The organism is Methylobacterium frigidaeris (assembly GCF_022179185.1).
Taxonomy (GTDB): domain Bacteria; phylum Pseudomonadota; class Alphaproteobacteria; order Rhizobiales; family Beijerinckiaceae; genus Methylobacterium; species Methylobacterium frigidaeris.
On sequence record NZ_BPQJ01000048.1, the window covers coordinates 32,931 to 48,013 of the forward strand.

General features: G+C 69.0%; 13 protein-coding genes and 1 pseudogene. 3 read left to right on the forward strand and 11 right to left on the reverse strand.

Annotated elements, in window-relative coordinates:
* Positions 1-337: 337 nt before the first annotated feature.
* Positions 338-682, reverse strand: a complete 345-nt coding sequence (locus MFF64_RS30260; RefSeq protein WP_238193180.1) for a hypothetical protein — start codon at positions 680-682, stop codon at positions 338-340.
* Between the two features lie 315 nt (positions 683-997).
* Positions 998-1,120: a hypothetical protein gene (locus MFF64_RS37920; protein WP_273557181.1), complete on the reverse strand. Its 123-nt coding sequence runs from the start codon at positions 1,118-1,120 to the stop codon at positions 998-1,000.
* Between the two features lie 51 nt (positions 1,121-1,171).
* On the opposite strand from MFF64_RS37920, the gene MFF64_RS30265 reads away from it, so the two are divergent.
* The 3 genes from MFF64_RS30265 to MFF64_RS30275 all read left to right on the forward strand — a co-directional run bounded on the left by MFF64_RS30265 (position 1,172) and on the right by MFF64_RS30275 (position 3,552).
* A complete protein-coding gene (locus MFF64_RS30265; protein ID WP_238193181.1) occupies positions 1,172-1,660 on the forward strand; it encodes an SRPBCC family protein in 489 nt (162 codons plus the stop codon).
* A 13-nt stretch (positions 1,661-1,673) separates the two neighbouring features.
* On the forward strand, positions 1,674-2,843 hold the full coding sequence (locus tag MFF64_RS30270) for a zinc-dependent alcohol dehydrogenase (protein WP_238193182.1): 1,170 nt from the start codon (positions 1,674-1,676) through the stop codon (positions 2,841-2,843).
* Positions 2,844-3,384: 541 nt separating this feature from the next.
* Positions 3,385-3,552, forward strand: a complete 168-nt coding sequence (locus MFF64_RS30275) for a hypothetical protein (RefSeq protein WP_165795588.1) — start codon at positions 3,385-3,387, stop codon at positions 3,550-3,552.
* A 667-nt stretch (positions 3,553-4,219) separates the two neighbouring features.
* Here MFF64_RS30275 and MFF64_RS38680 read toward each other — a convergent pair.
* From MFF64_RS38680 to MFF64_RS30320, 9 genes and pseudogenes are all read right to left on the reverse strand, one after another.
* On the reverse strand, positions 4,220-4,630 hold the full coding sequence (locus tag MFF64_RS38680) for a hypothetical protein (RefSeq protein WP_438823105.1): 411 nt from the start codon (positions 4,628-4,630) through the stop codon (positions 4,220-4,222).
* A gap of 44 nt (positions 4,631-4,674) precedes the next feature.
* Complete coding sequence (locus MFF64_RS30285) at positions 4,675-7,863, reverse strand: PAS domain S-box protein (RefSeq protein WP_099905410.1); 3,189 nt, start codon at positions 7,861-7,863, stop codon at positions 4,675-4,677.
* A complete protein-coding gene (locus MFF64_RS30290) occupies positions 7,860-8,675 on the reverse strand; it encodes a Crp/Fnr family transcriptional regulator (RefSeq protein ID WP_099905412.1) in 816 nt (271 codons plus the stop codon). Before MFF64_RS30290 ends, MFF64_RS30285 begins: the two co-directional genes overlap by 4 nt.
* Before the next feature lie 622 nt (positions 8,676-9,297).
* Positions 9,298-10,725 carry a sensor histidine kinase gene (locus MFF64_RS30295; protein ID WP_238193183.1) on the reverse strand — a complete coding sequence of 476 codons (1,428 nt, stop codon included), beginning with the start codon at positions 10,723-10,725 and terminating at the stop codon, positions 9,298-9,300.
* A 250-nt stretch (positions 10,726-10,975) separates the two neighbouring features.
* Positions 10,976-11,282, reverse strand: a pseudogene (locus MFF64_RS30300) (GMC family oxidoreductase); the annotation flags it as partial.
* Between the two features lie 25 nt (positions 11,283-11,307).
* Complete coding sequence (locus tag MFF64_RS30305; RefSeq protein WP_238193184.1) at positions 11,308-13,098, reverse strand: thiamine pyrophosphate-requiring protein; 1,791 nt, start codon at positions 13,096-13,098, stop codon at positions 11,308-11,310.
* A gap of 455 nt (positions 13,099-13,553) precedes the next feature.
* On the reverse strand, positions 13,554-13,883 hold the full coding sequence (locus MFF64_RS30310) for a cytochrome C oxidase subunit IV family protein (protein ID WP_238193185.1): 330 nt from the start codon (positions 13,881-13,883) through the stop codon (positions 13,554-13,556).
* Positions 13,880-14,617 (reverse strand): cytochrome c oxidase subunit 3, encoded by a 738-nt coding sequence (locus tag MFF64_RS30315; RefSeq protein WP_099900421.1) that lies wholly within the window; start codon positions 14,615-14,617, stop codon positions 13,880-13,882. The genes MFF64_RS30310 and MFF64_RS30315 overlap by 4 nt, the downstream gene beginning before the upstream one ends.
* Positions 14,614-15,083 (reverse strand): cbb3-type cytochrome c oxidase subunit I (locus MFF64_RS30320; RefSeq protein WP_238193186.1); only part of this gene is annotated, 470 nt, incomplete at its 5' end. The genes MFF64_RS30315 and MFF64_RS30320, both read right to left, overlap by 4 nt.

Genomic DNA, 15,083 nt, shown 5'->3' on the forward strand with positions numbered 1-15,083 from the left:
TCTGGCCTTTGATAGTTCTCGGTTGGCTTTCTTATAAGGAAATTATTACGTTCACTCATTCCAATTGCGTTGGCGGCTGACAATCTTGATGTCTTCCCGCCTGATCGGGATGATGCGGCAGTTCGATGAGTTGTTTTTCTTGATGCAATCGCAAAATGAATCATATCATATAAAAAGCAATAAGAAGATTATTATTTTAACAATTGATTTTTCTAAGAAAATAATGATGTAGCATCCATCATTGTTGCATCGCGGCAATTGTGGCATCAGTAATATGTTTGCCGTAAATTCTTGCCTGCCCGTTACCGCACAGACTTGAGGGCTGTCGACTTGCGCATCAAGCAATGCTTTCATGAATGTTTTTGAACAAGTTTCGCAGGCACACCGCATGATCGGCCATGGATGGGCACTGCGCGGAGCTGAGAGAGCTGAGTGCCGGGGATTTACGCAGATCGCGAGACATAGATGTCGGCCTGCTCGTTCCGAAGATTTTCTGCGCCAATCGACTTATCGGTTCGGCGGGCAGGAAGCACGACCCGGCGATCACGGGGCCGATCGCAGCGGAGGCGGCAGGCCGGGCAGGCTCGTCGAACGAGCTGAGTTTTCTGACCGGGCTGAAATGTGCGTGGCGGAAGGCCGTCCCTTCGCCGCCATCGGACGCCTTCACACGCGGCAGGATCATACGTGCGGCATTCGTCACGTCGAGAGCCGATATGAAAGAACTGATGCATGTTATTGCTCCGAGCCACATGACCAGCTCTGATCTCGCCAAGCCAGGACTCGTTATAATCCCACCCGATTATGAAGCCTGAGAATAAATTATCGTAAATATCGAGGGCGTTGAGCCACCATAACCCCTGGGCTGAACGTACTCTCTGACGGGCTCTCGGCTCCTTCGACGCGTCTGAGGTGTGCCATGACGGACCAACACGATGGGCTCCGCACAGAGGATCGCAGCGATCGTCCGGCCGGTGCGCGAGCCATGGCGGGCGCGCGGTCATGGGCCGGCCCGCAACGAGGCGGGCACGACGTTCTCGGTGGTCGTTCCGCCCCCGGCCTGGTCGGGCTTGCCCTCGCCGCCGCCGCCGGTGTCGCCGTCATCGGCCTGATCGGTGCCCAAACGGGCATTGCGAGCCAAGCCGGGACGAGACCGAACCGACGTCGGTCGGCCATGGCACAGGAGCCGGACATCGAGCGCTCGATCACGATCGAGGATGTGTCCGCGGACGAGCTGTATCGGCGCTGGCGTGATCCGGAAACCTTGCGCCGGGTCATGGCCCCCTTTGCCGATGTCGAGCCCACGGGTGACGGGCAGACGCGATGGAGCGCCGGCCACGATCTCGGGTCGTGGGACATGCGCGTGGTCGACGATCGGCCCGGCGATTTCCTGCGCTGGGAGGCGCAGGGCGAGGGCGCGCTGGTCCGGGAAACATCGGTGCGCTTCCGCCCCGCTGCCGGCGATCGAGGCACCGTGGTCACCCTGCGCGCCAGCCTCGATCCGCCCGGCGGCATGCTCGGCCGGGTCGCGGCACGGATGCTGGGCGGTGCGGTACCGGCGGTGCTGGCGAGCAAGTCGCTGCACTACTTCAAGGCCCTCGTCCAGACCGGCGAGATTCCCACCACCGAACGCCAGCCTGCGGCTCGGCGCGACCCCCGCTGACGAGGAGGCTCTCATGCGCGCGCTCATCTGGAACGGCGTCAACGACCTGCGTGTCGAGACGGTGAAGGATCCCGAGATCGTCAACCCGCATGACTGCATCCTGCGGGTCACCATGTCGACCACGTGCGGCTCGGACCTGCACTTCATCGACGGCTACATCCCGACCATGAAGGCCGGGGATGTCATCGGCCACGAATTCATGGGCGTCGTCGAGGACGTGGGCCCCGAGGTGAGAAAGGTCAAGAAGGGGGACCGCGTCGTCGTTCCGTCCTTCATCACCTGCGGACAGTGCTGGTATTGCAAGAACAAGCTTCATTCTCTGTGTGACAACACCCACCCCAAACCGGAGTTGCAGGAGCCCGTCTTCGGCTATCCGACCGCCGGTATCTACGGTTACACTCACGCGTTCGGTGGTTACGCGGGGGCTCATGCCCAGTACGTCCGTGTGCCCTTCGCCGACAACGACTGCTTCAAGGCGCCCGACGGCCTGCCGGACGAGCAGGTGCTGTTTCTCTCGGACGCGGCCCCGACCGGCTACATGGGGGCGGATTTCTGCAACATCCGGCGCGGCGATGTGGTCGCGGTGTGGGGCTGCGGCGGCGTCGGCCTGATGGCCCAGAAGAGCGCGTTCCTGATGGGGGCCGAGCGGGTGATCGCGATCGACCGCATGCCCGAACGGCTGCGGATGGCCCGCGAGCATGTCGGCTCCGAGACCATCAACTACGAGGAGGTCGACAGCGTGCTGGAGGTGCTGAGGGAGATGACGGGCGGTCGGGGTCCCGATTCCTGCATCGACGCGGTCGGCATGGAGGCGCACGGCACCGGCCTGCAATACGCCTACGACCGCGCCAAGCAGCTCGCGTTCATGCATACGGATCGTGGCCAGGCGTTACGCGAGGCGATCCTGGCCTGCCGGAAGGGCGGAACGCTGTCGATCCTGGGCGTCTACGGCGTGATGGACAAGTTTCCGATCGGAGCGATCATGAACAAGGGCCTGACCGTACGCACCGCGCAGCAGCACGGCCAGGCTTACATGGACCGCCTGCTCGACCACGCTCAGAAGGGCGAACTGAACCCGTCGTTCCTGGCAACGCACCGCTTCTCGCTCGAAGACGCACCGCGCGGATACGCCATGTTCAAGCACAAGACGGATGGCTGCGTCCGATCCGTGTTCATTCCTTGATGCCGTGTCGATGCCGTAGCGGACCTGAGGCCGTCGCAGCGGCCGACACGATCGCCTGACGATGCGGGCGACCGGCCCTCATACGGGTGCAGATCGGAGGCGCGGATGCCGATGCCCGCGATCCGCATCACCGGGCCGGTCGGCCTCTCGAGCCGCGCGCCGAGCACGGTCCGCCCCCGGCCAGGAGCACCTGTCCGCGGTGCGCGAACCCTACCTGCGCGGGCTCGCCGCCGAGGCCGGCCTCGCCTGCGCGCCCCTCGACGCTGCCGGGGGGCCTCGCGGACGCCCTCACGGCAGCGGCGACGCAGCCTCTCGCGCCTCTCACCCGGCGCGAGCGGCGGATCCTCGTTCTCCTCGCGCGGCGTCGGACCTGCGCGTGCATCGCCCGCGATCTCGGGCTCGGGGCCGGGGCTCTGGCCGAACTCTGCACGGGGATGAGCCGCAAGCTCGGCATGGCCAACCTCGCAGACCTGATCCGCTTCGCCGTCGCCCGAGGGGACGCGGTGCCGCATCGATCCCGCCACGACGGAAGGAGCCTGCCTTGATCGTCCATGCCGATCCGCTGCTCGCCCTCGTGCTCACGGCGGCCGAGGCCACCGGAAGCCCGAAGCCTGTCAATTACGCCCGGTTCCGGGAGGTGGTGGAACGGCTCGGCACCGATCTCGCGGCCCTGTCCCACGGCGAGCCGCTGGTCCGCTCGGCCGCCTAAGGACCCGGAGGCGAGCCGCCGCCGGGCGCAGGAGAGCTTCGGCCCGAACGGGACGGTGGTGGCGGGCCTGCTGGGTCCCGCCTGATCGGACCGGGCTGACCGCTCACCGGGTGCGGCGGACCGCCTCGCGCAGAACCTCGACGAGGGCGCCCTCGAGCAGCAGGGCCGAGCCGCAATGGAACTCGCCGTCTTATACCGCCGCGCCTTCGAACGGACGCGTTCGACGGTGCCAGGCAAGCCCGAACGGGCGCCGGCGCTGCTGCGCCGGTCGCCTTCGCATCGACACGGCGATGCGAAGGCGCGAGGGTATTAGGCGCGGCGGGAGTTCATCGACAGGGACGCACTCTGCATCGCGATCAGATGGCCGGCAGCGTCGAACAGCCCGGGCCCGGACTGGCGCGGACTTCGTGCGGTTTCCGGTGCAGGTATCCTCTTTCCGGTGCAGGTATCCTCTATTGCCGCGACACCTCGGGCGTGCCGAAGCGGGCCGCGGCCGCGTGGCTGATCGCCGGACGCGGATCGTCATGCTCAACGCCCACAATTTCCGCAGCCGGCGGCTCGAGGTCACCCGCGCGGTGGCGGATTGCTACTTCCAAATCACCGGCCGCAGCTACGACTCCGAGCCGGAGAGCCTGCAACTCGGCGTCCGGCCCGGCGCGGAGGCGCTTCACATCACCGACGACTGGGCGCTGCTCCACCTGAGAGAGCCCGTCACAGCGGCGGCCGCGCAGCCGGTCCCGGACGCACCCGCCGGGCCGCGAACCGGAAGCGAGGCCGTCGCGGTGACGATGGTCTCGCTGGCCGGCGACGAGAATTTCGCAGCGCGACCAGCCTTGAGGCCTGCACCATCCGGCAGATCGACCCGCCGGGAGAGGACGGTATCCGGCAGGTCCGGCACGATTGCAACAACGGCTATGGCGGGTCCGGGCCCGACGGCCATCCTGCGGATAGAGCGCTGCCAGCCGTCCATCGCCTCACACACCGTTCGATCGGCCGTGATGCGCCGCAACAGGGACGTAATCTCACCCACCGCCCGAGTATCGCCGGTGCCATCCGTGTGGGGGGCGTCATCGATCATGGCCGGCGGCGACGGCCACGTTGGATCCGTCGCTGCGGCCGTCGTCACGGCACCGCCTGGAAATTCGCCAGCGATGCCTCGATGACGCAGGTCGCGCCCTCACGGGGAAAGTCGAGGGCCAGTCGGGCACCGACCTGAGCGGCCAATCCGCGCTCGATCAGGCGCGACCCGAACCCTTTTCGCGAGGGCGGGACGACCGGCGGTCCCCCGCTCTCCGTCCAGGCGATGCGCAAGGCGGGCCCGCCCTCCGCATCGACCAAGGAGGCCGTGACCGAGACCCGTCCCTCGGGAACCGACAGGGCCCCGTACTTGACCGCGTTCGTGGTGAGTTCGTGCAGCGTCAGCGCCAGGGACAAGGCGGCCTTGCCGCCGATGGCGACCTCGGGTCCCCGGAACGAAACCCGTGCACCGGCAACCTCCTGCACGCCGACACCTTCCCGCACGACGGCCGAGAGCGGCGCGCTCTCGGCCGTGCCGCCCAGCAGCATGTCGTGTGCCTTGCCGAGGGCGATGAGGCGGCTGCCCAGCACCTCGCGGGCCGCATCGACGTCGGTGGCGCCGCGCAGGGTCGATGCCGCGATGGCCTGCACCATCGCCAATAGGTTCTTCATGCGGTGGGACAGCTCGTGGTTGAGCAGGTCCTGGTGCGCCTCCGCCTTCCTGCGCGCATCGACGTCCGCGACCGCGACGACGCCTCCCGTCAGGCGGCCGTCGGGGTCACGCATCGGCACGCCGACGATCTCGACCCAGACCCGGCTGCCGTCGCCGCGCTGGTAGTGGCATTCGAGCGCGGCGTGCTCGGCACCGTCGCGAATGATCCGGCTGAGCGGGTACTCGTGCGGCGCGACCCGCCGGCCGTCCGCGTGGAAGGCGACCCACTCGCCGTAGCTCTCCGCGTCGGGCGAAGGCAGGACCGGATGGCGGAAGATCTCCTCCAGCCGCCGGTTGCCGCCGACGATGCGTCCGGACGGGGCCTGGGCGAACAGGATGCCGACCGGGACGGTGTCGAGCACCGCCCGCAGGGAGGCCTCGCTCGCCCGCAGGCTCTCCCGGTTCCGATGCTCCTCCGTGAGGTCGCGGGTGACCGTGCCGTAGCCGAGCAGGCTGCCGGCGGCGTCCCGGACAGGAAAGATGGTGTAGTGCACCGGCACGGCGGCGCCGGTGGCGACGTGGCGGAAGTGCAGCTCACCCTCCCAGAAGCCGTCGCGCCCGGCGGCCGGAAGAACCTCCTCGACGAGGCGCGGGTGCTCCTCCGGCACGAAGTAGTCGAGGATGCGCGTCGCCCGGGCGGCGGCGATGTCCGGCAGGCCCACGAGGCGCAGCCCCGCCTCGTTGACGAAGTCGATCCTCCCGTCGGGCGCGGCGAAGCCGATGAAATCCGTGGACTGCTCGACGATGGCCACGAGCTTGCGCGCCTCGGCCTCCGCCGCCTTGCGCGCGCTGACGTCGACCGCCGTGCCCGAGAAGCGCAGGGGCGTGCCCGCCTCGTCGCGGAACAGCCGGCCCTTGCACTCGACCCAGCGCAGCGGCCGACCGGGCACCGCCAGCCGGTACTCGACCCGGAAATCGGCGCCGTGCTCGAAGGTGTCCCGGATGGCCGCCCGCAGCGGCGCGACATCCTCGGGCACGACGAACGTCTGGTAGCGCTCCATCGTGACGCCGGCGGCGACCTCGTCGGCATCGAGCCCGTACAGGCGCGCGAAATGGGCATCCCCGTGCAGCAGGTCGGTCTCGACGACCCAGTCCCACAACCCGACGCCGCCGGAGGCCGTCAGCGCCGTCTGCAGGCGCTCGTCGCTCTGCCGCAGCCGCTCCTCGGCGAGCCGCTGCTCGGTGCGGTCGCGCAGCACCTTCACGAAGCCCGTGGCCGTCCCGGCCTCGTCGCGCAGGACCATCATCTCGCCGAGCGCGAAGAAGCGCTCGCCGCCCTTGCGCAGGTGCCAGCGCTCGTCGTTGCCGGCGCCCTCCGTCATCGCGGCCTGCATCTCCTGCTCCGGGATGCCGGCCTCGCGGTCCTCGGGCGTGAAGAACACGTCCGCCGGCCGGCCCCGCATCTCGCCGGCCGTCCAGCCCAGGATCCGCTCGGCGCCCGCGTTCCAGTCCGTGACGCGTCCGTCGAGGTCCATGACCACGATGGCGTAGTCGATGATGCTCTCGAACACGGCGCGGTAGCGCGCCTCGCCGGCCCTCATCGCGGCCCGTGCGGAGGCCTCGCTGACCTGCGTCAGGCCGGCCGTGGCCGTGGCGGCGAACATCCGCAGCAGCCCGACATCGCGCTCGCCGAATGCCCGGGCGTGACGCGACTGCAGCTTCAGGACGCCCAGCACGGCGTCACCCCGGGTGATGGGCACGTGGATGGCCGAGCCGAGGTCGAGCGCCCGGGCGACGTCCTGCCGCACGCGCGCGTCCGCTCGGGCATCGGAGACGAGCAGCGGGGCGTTGGTGGTGAAGGACCGGCCCGAGGAGCTCCCCTCCAGCGGTACCCGCAGGCCCCGATGCGCGGCGAGGCTGCCGCGGACGGCGCGGTACTCCAGCGCCTCGCCGTCGACGAGTTCGAGCGCCGCCCCGTCGGCGGTCGGCACCGCCTCCAGGGCGCCGTCGAGCAGCTTGCCGAGGACCACCTCCTGCTCGCCGCCGGCCCCCGCCACGCCGGCCTGGGTGGCGCCGAGGACGTCGCGCTGGTGCTCGGAGGCGCGCCGCTCGCGGATCAGGGCGTCCCGCTCGGCCAGCGAGCGGTGCAGCAGCAGCTGGTCCATGATCTGACGCGCGAGCGCCTCCAGGTCCTCCGCTTGCGCCGGGGTCAGGCCGCCGGGCCGGGGGGCGTGGTCGATCACGCACAGGCTGCCGAGCGCGTGACCCCCAGGCGTGCGCAGCGGGGCACCCGCGTAGAAGCGCAGATGCGGCGCGCCGGTCACCAGCGGGTTGTCGCGGGTGCGGGGATCGCGCGTCAGGTCGGGGATCTGGAGGATGCCGGGCTCGGCGAGGGCGAATTGGCATACCGAGCGGTCGAGGTCGGTCTCGCAGGCCGGGAAGCCGGAGTGGGCCTTGAACCATAGCCGGTCGCGGTCGACGAGGCTGACCAGCGCCACCGGCACGTCGCAGAGCCGGCGGGCGAGATGCACGATATCGTCGAAGCCGCGCTCGGGCGGCGTGTCGAGGATGCCGAAGGCGGCGAGCGCGTCGAGGCGGGCCTCGTCCTCGACGGCGGACGGGCGGGGGAGGCCGAGGTTCACGGCGCCAGATCCCGCAGCGTGACGGCCGTCGAGGGCGGCTTCAGCCTGTCCGGCTCGGCGGCGTCGACCGCGACCATCCGGCCGCCCGGCGCGTAGACCGCCCCGAGCACCTCGGCGAAGTGGTGCCGCACGGCGGCGTGGCACTCGCACGAGGCCGCCTCGGCGCGCTTGCGGTCCGGCAGCGTCAGGCGCCGGTGGCCGATCGCGATCAGGCCCTCGCGCTGCATGCGCCCGAGCACCTCGGTAAGGTAGGCACGGCGCACGCCGAGCATGTCGGCCAGGAGCTCGTGGGTCACCGGCAGGTCGGGCGTCCCGATGCGGTCCTGGAGGGTCAGGAGCCAGCGCAGGCAGCGGCGCTCGATGGTGTGGGACGCGTTGCAGGCGACCGATTGCAGGACCTGCGCCAGGAGGCAGTCGGCGTAGCGCACGAACAGGTCGCGGATGGTCTTCGAGGCGTGCTTGGCCTCGGCCAGCCGGTCGGCGTCGATGCGGATGATCGGGCCGGCGACCTGCACCACGGCCTGCCCGAAGGCCGGCAGGTAGCCCTGGCTGACCACGCCGCCGATGGCCCCTTCGCGACCGACCGTGGCGGTCTCGACCGACTTGCCGTCCCGCAGCGGCACCACCAGCGTGACGACGCAGCCCTGGGCCGGAAACGTGACGTGGCTGACGTCGTCGCCGGCCCGGAACAGGACGTCGCCGCGCCCGACCTCGCGTCGCTCGACGTGGGGGGCCAGCAGGGCGCGGTCGGCGGTGTCGAGGGCTTCGAGCAGCAGGTTGCCGTCGATGGAGCGAAGGGAGGAGGTTTTCACGAGGACCGTAGGGAAGCCGGCGATCGAGTTGTCCAATAGCGGACTTCTCGGCGCAAAGATGTCCGATCCCTGACAAGTGAGGGCGAAGTGAGATCGGGAGACCCGATTTTTTGGAAGCCGGGGGCGTCTCCGCGTCCTCGCAGCGGCGGGCGCCCAGAAGGACACGGGCCGCGCACCGGATCACCGACGTGCGGAGGCCTGGGTCGATGCAGGGATCTGCGCTCGCACGAGGGATTCGTTCCCCCGCGCGCCCGTCGCGATCATCGTCGGCTCGGGCCGGTGGCCGACGATCTGCCATCCACGGCGTGCTTCATCGACGACCCGTCCCGACGCGGGTGCTCGAGAAGGCTGCGGCGGTCATGATCGACTGCGGTCAGCTTCCATTGCAGCCGAGGAGCGCGTGGACGAGTGGCCGCATGTCGACCGGTTTCTCGCAGCGCCGCATATCCGAGACGCGATTCGGGACCACCGCTCGGTCATAGCCGGTAGCGGACACGAACGGCGCGGCGCGTTCGCGCGACGCCTACGGACATGGGCCATGACGTCGTGGAGGTTGATGCCGAGCACCGCTCCATCGATCCGGAACCACACGATGTCCGCTCGACGGCTACCGCGTCAGATCTCATGCCTCAAAGTCATTCATATCCGCTATCGGCAAGTCGATCGTGCAGACCAGCTCCGTCTCGCCCAGATCGTACGTCGTCCGTGCCTGCAGCACGTAGGGCAGCGCCCGCTCGATCAGTTCGCGCCCGTAGCCACCCCGTGCCGTCGTGGATCCCCGAGCCCCGAACCCGCTTTCCCGCCACTCCAGGGCGAGACGCTGCCTCGCCTCGTCCGCGTAGGACCGCCAGGTGATCCGCAACCGACCATTCGCATCCAGCAACGCACCGTATGCCCGCGTGCTGATGGCCAGTTCATGCAGTGCCAGCGCGACGGTTTGCACGGCGCCCTCGTGGAGGCGGATCTCGGGCCCGTGCACCAGGATGCGGTCCGCCACCTCGTCGGCGCCGAGCGCGTCGAGCTCGGTGCGGATCAAGGCTTCGATGGTGATGGGCTCCTCCTGGGAGCGCGACAGCAGGCCCTGAACCCGGGAGAGGGCGCACAGCCTGTCGTTCAATCCGGCATGAAAGCCCTCCAGGCTGTCGCTCGTCCGAATCGTCTGCTCGGCGATCGAGCGCACCACCGCGAGGAGGTTGCGGGTGCGGTGCTGCAGCTCGGCGACCATGACGCGCTGGCGCGCCTCGCTGTCGCGCAGGGCCTGCTCGGCCCGCTTGCGCCCGTCGATGTCCCGGAACGCCACGGACAGGCCGCCCCGCGGCGTCGGAGCGAGATCGGCCTCGATCCACCGGTCGAGCACCGGCGAGATCGTCTCCAGGGTCTCGGCCTTGCCTGTCCGCATGACGCGCCGATGCGCCTCGTAGGGCGCGCTGCCGGCCGCCTGCGGGAAGCAGTCCAGGAAGGGGCGCCCCATGATGTCGTCCGGCGTCTTGCCCCACGCGCTGAGCGCGGACCGGCTGGCGAAGAGGAAGCGCCAGTTCCGATCGAGGGCGTAGAAGGCCTCGCCGATGCCGTCGAGCACGGTCTGCAGCCGCTCCTCGTTCTCCAGCAGGGCCTTGCGTGCACGGACGGCCGCCGTCGTCTCCACGACCGTGTCGATCATGCCGAGCACCTCTCCGTCGGCACCGCGGACGGGGCTGCAGGAGAAGGTGAAGAAGGCGTCCTCACCGTGGCCCGACCGGTCGATCCGGAGCGGATAATCCTCGATGAACGTCGACCGACCTGACATCGCGCGCTCGACGATGGGGCCGATCTCGGTCCACGCCTCACTCCAGACGTCCGCGAAGGACCGGCCGAGCGCTTCGGGCTTGGCGCCGAGGATCGGCCCGAAGGCGTCGTTGTAGATCGTGACGAGGTGCGGGCCCCAGACCAGCGCCGCGGGGAAGCGGTTCTCCATGACGAAGGCCGCAGCCGAGCGAAGCTCGGCCGGCCACGCCTCCATCGGCCCGAGCGGCGTCGCTGCCCAGTCGTGCGTATGGAGGCGGTGGGCCATCTCGCTGTCGATGCGAAGCCATTGCGGTTGTGGTCGCCTCATGGACGCAGAGAGCCGGCTCCGCTACTCGAGGTCAATTGCAAAAGGTTAGCGTGCACCTGCGCGGCACGCAGGCAGACCTCGACCTGACGCATCAAGATCTGAGTCTTCGTCAGATTTCTGACCATGGGAGATCCCTGGTCCGTCGTGACGATGTTCGGCGCAGCTCATCGTTTCGGCACTTCGCGCCGTTCGCGTGACTTGGCCGATTTCATGCCCCATTCGCGAAGATCCGGTCTGCCGTTCGCAGGGCGATCGCCCGGATGGTCAGCGACGGGTAGACCCGCCCACCGTCGGGAACACCGAGCCGTCGCAGATCCACAGGTTCGGGATGTCCCAGGAGCGGCAATCGGCATCAACCACGGAGGTCCGCTTGTCGTCGCCCATTCTGGCGGTGCCGTTGCGGCGGCAGGTGTCGTCGCCCTGGTCGCAGACCTCGCGGCCGCCCGCCGCCTCCGGGGCCTGACGCAGGAACGTCAACGCGTGCCGGGCGACCGCCTTGCCGTGGCGCACCACGAACATGAGCGTGACGCGGGTCGGTCCTCACGTCTTGCTGCCGGGCAGGACCGAACTCAGCACCTGGCGGGCGGTGTCGACCAGCAGGTGACGCTCCCGGGGATCGCCCTTGCCGAGCATCGACATGTAGTTCTTCACCTGCTCGAAGGTGAAGAACGGCGGCAGCGGCGGCACCTCGGGGTCGGTCTTGACCTCCAGCACCACCGGCACCGGGCTCGCCAAGGCCTCGTCCCAGGCCTGGCCGACCTTCGCCGGGTCGTCGACGTAGATCCCGCGCAGCCCGATCAGCTCGGCGAACTTGTGGTAGGGCACGTTCGGGATGGTCTGGCTCGCCTCGAATTTCGGGTTGCCCTCCATCACCCGCTGCTCCCACGTCACCTGGTTCAGGTCCTCGTTGTTGAAGACGCAGCAGATCCAGGTCTTGTTCGGCCAGCGGTGCATGTACTTCGCCACCGTGATCAGCTCGGCCATGTTGTTCATCTGCATGGCGCCATCCCCTACCAGCGCGATCACCGGCCGGTCCGGATGCGCCACCTTGGCGGCGATGGCGTAGGGCACCGCCGCACCCATCGAGGCGAGGCCGCCCGAGAGCGAGCACATCTGCCCGCGCCGCATCTTCAGGTCCCGGGCGTACCAGTTGGCGCAGGAGCCGGAATCCGAGGTGACGATCACCCGGTCGGGCATTCGCGGCGAGAGTTCCCAGGTCACCCGCTGCGGGTTGACCGGGCTGGCCTCGGCCATCGTGCGGTCCTCGGCCTCCTTCCACCAGGACGCGACCCCCTGCTCGATGCCCGCCCGCCAGGAGCCGCCCTCCGTCTTCTGCTGGAGGAGCGGCAACAGGGCGCGCAGGGTCTCGGCCGACTCGCCCTGGAGCGGCACCTCCATCGGATAGCGCAGGGACAGCATCTCGGGCGCGAGGTCGATCTGTACGCCGCGGGCCTGGCCCTCCTCGGGCAGGAACTCGGCCCAGGGAAAGCCGGAGCCGATCATCAGCAGGGTGTCGCACTCGGCCATCATCTCGGACGAGGGCCTGGAGCCGAGAAGCCCGATCGTGCCGGTGACGAAGGGCAGGTCGTCCGGCACGGCTGCCTTGCCGAGCAGCGCCTTGGCGACGCCCGCCTGAAGACGGTTCGCGACCGCGATCACCTCGTCGGTGGCGTGCAGCGCACCGGCCCCGATCAGGATCGCGACCTTCTCGCCGGCATTCAGCACGTCCGCCGCCCGCCGGAGATCGACCTCGAAGGGCACGACCTTCGGGGCGGTCCAGCCGACGCCGGAGAAGGTGTTGCCGTGCTTGCGCACGGGCGCCTCGTAGGGGACGTCCTGGAGATCGTTCGGCAGGATGATCGCCGCGACCTTGCGCTCGGCCTTGGCAATGCGCATGGCGCGATCGACGATGTGGCGCACCGAGGCCGGGGAGGCCGCCTGCTGCACGTAGGCCGCCACGTCCTTGTAGACGCTGGTGAGGTCGAGTTCCTGCTGGTAGTGGGCGCCGTTGACGTTGCGCGCCTGCTGGCCGGCGATGGCGAGGAGCGGGACGTGGTCCGAATAGGCGTCGTACATGCCGGTGAGCAGGTGCGTCGCTCCCGGGCCCGAGGTGGCGAGGCAGACGCCGACCTCGCCGGTGAACTTGGCGTAGGCCGTGGCCATGAAGGCCGCCATCTCCTCGTGGCGGACCTGGATGAACTCGAAGGGCAGGTCGGTGCGCTGGAGCGCCCCGAGCAGGCCGTTGATGCCGTCGCCCGGGTATCCGAAGATCGTCTTCACCCCCCATGCGGCGAGACGCGTCCAGACGAAATCGGCGACGGCTTCGGTCATGGCTGCTCCTCGCAAGCCGGGCGGCATCGCGGTCCTGGTCGGGGCCCTGCCGCGGATGCGGCGACCGGCTCCTCCACGGGCCGTTGCGGCACTACGTGGGCGACCCGGCCTGCCGGCCCGGCTGAAGCGCGTCGGGACAGCGAGACGATCCTGCGTAGCGGCAAAGACCGGTCGCGGCGCAAACATAGGATCGAATCGGCGACGATGGAGGCCTCGTCAGCCGGAGCTCCTGCTCGCACATCGGTGCACGATCAAAGCGCTTGGGGGATTGTCCCGACGGGAGGCCGCATGACCGGGAGGTCAGACGATCGGCCAGTTCGTCGACAAGAAGGCACCCACCACCTGGCGGCGCACGGCGCCATACCCGCCCGACGCCCGACCCGGCCGATCGTGACGCGTCGTTGGTCACCCTGAGTCCGCACGGTCACCGGCGCTGATGCGGATGCGCGACGCTGTCACCGGTTCGCCATCCGGCTCAGCACGTCGGCGAGCGTCAACGTGAACAGGATCGCGGCCCAGAACAGGCCGCTGGTGGCGACGATGCGGACGAGACCGCTGGCGTGCTTCAATTGCATGAAGACCAGGGCGACGAGCGCCGTCTTGGCACCGGCGATCCCGAACCCCACGGCGGTGTCGATGCGTCCGTACGGCCAGTAGGCGGCCCAGACGCTCAGGGCGAGAAGCGCCATCAGGGCGGCCCAGACCCACAGGTTGCGGCGCCACAGGGCGCCAGGGGTCTCGGCCCTCGACGCTTCGGTGCTTGGCGTTCCGGCTCCTTCGCTCATCCGGATCGTCCCGGCAGGTAGAGCATCGGATAGAGGAAGACCCAGACCAGATCGACGAGATGCCAGTAAAGGGCCGCAACCTCCACCTGCGGATTCTCGGCGAGGAACCCGACGTCGCGCCAGCCCTTGATCGTGAGGCGCGTCACCAGGCCGATGCCGATGCTGAGATGGATCGCGTGCACCACCGTGACGACCCAGTAGAAGCCGAAGAAGATCTGAGCGGGAGCCTGGCTCAATGCGAAATCCGCGCCCGGCACCAGGCGCTTCTCGATGTCCTCGCGATACTCGAAGCCCTTGACCACCAGGAAGGCGAGGCCGAAGGCGGCGGTGGTCGCGAGGCACCAGAGCGTCAAGCGGCGAAACAGCCCCTTCTCGGCCGCCTGCGAGGCAACCGCCATGGTGAGGCTGCTGGTGAGCAGGATCGCGGTGTTGAGGGTCCCGTAGACGATGTTGGTTTCGCGCCCGGCGGCTGCGAAGGCCTCCTGGTTCGCGAGCCGGGCCGCCGTGTAGGTGAGGAACAGGGCTGCGAAGAACAGGGCTTCGCTCGCGAGGAAGACCCAGATCCCGAAGGTGGCGCCACCGCGCTGGCGCGCGAAGGCGGTCTCGCTGTCGGTCGCGAGTTCGCTCCAGGGCTCGCGCAGGCGAGCCTCGACGTTGGCCTGACTCTCGCGCAGGCGAGCCTCGACGTTGGCCTGACCCTCGCGCAGGCGGACCTCGGCGTCGGCGCGGCTCATGTGAGCGACCCTCGCGAGGGAAGCCGCGGCTGGTCGTGCACCGGGGCGACGCCTTCCGGATGGTAGTTGTACGGCCCGCCCTGGACGCGTGGCGAGCCGAAGAAGTTCTGCCGCGGCGGCGGCGAGGTGGTGCGCCACTCGAGCCCGCTCGCGTCCCACGGGTTGTTCGTCGCCCGCTCGCCGAACAGCAGCGACCAGGTGAGATAGCCGAGCGGCATCAGGTAGGCGGCGGCGAGCACCGCGGCGCCGGCCGATGAGAGCACGTTCCAGATCTGGAATTCCGGCGGGTAGACGTGGTAGCGCCGCGGCATGCCGAGATAGCCGGCAATGAATTGCGGGAAGAAGGTCAGGTTGAAGCCGAAGAACATCAGGATCGCGGCGAAGCGAGCCCAGGTTTCGGGGTAGGTCCGGCCGGTGATCTTCGGCCACCAGAAGTGCAGGCCGCCGAAATAGGCCGAGACCGAGG